The 2,343-nt window shown below is 68.1% G+C and carries 3 protein-coding genes and 2 pseudogenes; 3 read left to right on the forward strand and 2 right to left on the reverse strand.

Going from position 1 to position 2,343, the window contains the following annotated elements:
* Positions 1 to 3: 3 nt before the first annotated feature.
* Positions 4 to 207 (reverse strand): cold-shock protein, encoded by a 204-nt coding sequence (locus tag PUR56_RS12795; protein WP_030918248.1) that lies wholly within the window; start codon positions 205 to 207, stop codon positions 4 to 6.
* Between the two features lie 280 nt (positions 208 to 487).
* On the opposite strand from PUR56_RS12795, the gene PUR56_RS12800 reads away from it, so the two are divergent.
* Both PUR56_RS12800 and PUR56_RS12805 read left to right on the forward strand, forming a co-directional pair.
* A complete protein-coding gene (locus PUR56_RS12800; RefSeq protein WP_329880038.1) occupies positions 488 to 715 on the forward strand; it encodes a hypothetical protein in 228 nt (75 codons plus the stop codon).
* Positions 716 to 997: 282 nt separating this feature from the next.
* Positions 998 to 1,360, forward strand: coding sequence for a hypothetical protein (locus PUR56_RS12805; protein WP_329880041.1), 363 nt, complete (start codon positions 998 to 1,000; stop codon positions 1,358 to 1,360).
* Positions 1,361 to 1,570: 210 nt separating this feature from the next.
* Here PUR56_RS12805 and PUR56_RS12810 read toward each other — a convergent pair.
* A pseudogene (locus tag PUR56_RS12810) lies at positions 1,571 to 1,789 on the reverse strand (FtsX-like permease family protein); the annotation flags it as partial.
* Between the two features lie 343 nt (positions 1,790 to 2,132).
* Between PUR56_RS12810 and PUR56_RS12820 the strand changes: the two are divergent.
* A pseudogene (locus PUR56_RS12820) lies at positions 2,133 to 2,343 on the forward strand (NAD(P)-dependent oxidoreductase); the annotation flags it as partial.

The raw sequence follows: 2,343 nt of genomic DNA on the forward strand, positions 1-2,343 counted from the left end.
AAACTACAGCGGACGAATGTTCTCGGCCTGCGGGCCCTTCTGGCCCTGCGTGACGTCGAACTCGACCTTCTGGCCCTCGAGCAGCTCACGGAAGCCGTTGGCGTTGATGTTCGAGTAGTGGGCGAACACGTCAGGACCGCCACCCTCCTGCTCGATGAAGCCGAAGCCCTTTTCCGCGTTGAACCACTTCACAGTGCCATTAGCCATAAAGAAATCTCCTTCAAGGGGCTGTCCGGAAGCCGCACAGCGCGGGATCCGAGTCGCCGCGATGAGCACCCACCCGGGGAAGAGCCGGGAAACAAAAAGGCGCCTGCGATACATCAGCAGGCGCACACCAAGTTCATGGGAACCACTACTGCAACTAAGGAGACTCTAGCAGGCCCAGTCGCACCGCGGGCGGACATTTCACCCCCGGTTCTGCGGGACACCCTCCCAAGGGGGCATCGGAAAGACCCGCTCCCGCGATTTTCGGCGCATACTGCGGGGAATGTCGAAATCTGCAGCAGTTCGCCGCGCCCTGCCCACCAGCCCCTTCAAGGCCCGGATCGAGGCGCCGCGCAAGCACTTCGCCGTCGGCGACCGCGTCACCCACGACACCTACGGCCTCGGCCGCGCCATCGGGGTCGAAGGCGACAGCGACATCGCGGTACTCGTCGACTTCGGATCGCGACGGGAGCGCATCACCCAGCCCTACGCCGCGATGTTCAAACTCTGACCCGGGACGCACGCGGTTCTCGGCTCAGGAGGGGACGCGCAAATCCTCCACGCAGCGGGCTTCACCGTCACCGCCCTCGGAACCGACCTGATCGTGACCGCCGGACCGGACGATCCCGGCGCCGCCCAGGGCCCCACGGCTGCTTCCGGCTGCCCCGCGCCGCGGCGCAGCCGACCCGCGCGCCAGGTCGCCGCCGCGTAGTAGCCGGCGCGGGGCCCGTGACCGCCATGGCCGCTGCCCCAGACGCGTGGGCGCCGGAGGCCGTGTCCTATCCTGGGATTCATGTCGAACCCTGACGGGCTGCTCGTCGACATCGCCGCGATGGTCGAATCCGAGCACAGCAATCAGATGTCCTTGACCGTGGTGGTCCCAGGCGCGGTCATCACCGGACGGCTCGCGCCAGTGACCCTCTGGTGGGAGCGGGTGGCGGAGGTCCTCCAGGCCTCGGAGCACGTGAAGCCGTTCGCCGCCCTCTTCGTCCCGCCCCCGGGTGGCCTGCCTGCACGGCCCACCCATCTTCATCTCCACCGGGCGAGGATTCTGCAGGGCGACTTCGCGCTGCCGCACACCGGCGGCATGTACCGCATCGCGATCGAGGACATCAGCAGCTGGACGGTCGGGGACTTCAGCTACTCCGACATCTGACGGCCACGGCAGGCCGCACGGGCGCATTCCTGCCCTCGGAGTCCAGCACCACGTAGTGGCAGTGGGTCCTGCCGATGTCCGCGCCCGTTGCGGTGCGTGCCAGACGTCCTTCATGTACGCGGGGAAGTCGATCACGCCGACGTGGTCCACGACGAGGCGATGGGCGACGATTCCGAGTGGGATGCCGAGCACCGCGCCGATCGCGCCGAGTCCGGCGACCGAGGTCACCGTCATCAGGATCACCTGCCGGGGCGTCATTCCGATGGACTTGAGCATGCCCAGGTCCCTGCGCCGTTCGCGGGTGTTGAGGAGGACGGTGTTGAAGACGCCCAGCGAGGCGACGAGGGTCAGCAGCGCGGTGAACACGGTGGAGAAGGTGATGACGGTGGCAGTACCTGCGTTGCCCGGGTCCAGTACGGAAGCGTGCACGGCCGGGTCGAGTTTCCCGGCCGCCCCCGCTCATCGACAAGATCGCCTTCGCCGGGCTGCCCGGGTGATCATGCTGACCACCTTCGACCTCGACAAATACGTCTACGCCGCCCTCACCGCCGGAGCCAGCGGTCTCCTCCTCAAGGACGTCACCCCCGCGCACCTGGCCGCCGCCGTACGCCTCGTCGACACCGGCGACGCACCACTCTCGCCCGGCACTCGACGACCTGCACCGATGTCCTCCGCGTTTCCCACGACGGCGGAGGGCGTTCCGGAGCATCCACAGCACACATAGGCTGACCTGCGGAGACTCGGTTCCACGCAAGGCCCGGTACGCGGCGCTCTGCCCGCCGCCCACCACCTGATCGACGCCGCCGCGCCGGCCCGGATGAAGGACGACGCCATCCTGGTCGACTCCAGCCGCGGCGGTCTGGTCGACAGCGCGGCCCTGGTCGAGACGCTGCGGGCCGGCCGGCTCTCCGGCGTCGGCCTGGACGTCTACGAGGAGGAGACCGGCGTCTTCTTCACCGACCGCTCGATCCAGGGGATCGCCG

This window comes from Streptomyces sp. BE303 (assembly GCF_036290945.1).
Lineage (GTDB): Bacteria > Actinomycetota > Actinomycetes > Streptomycetales > Streptomycetaceae > Kitasatospora.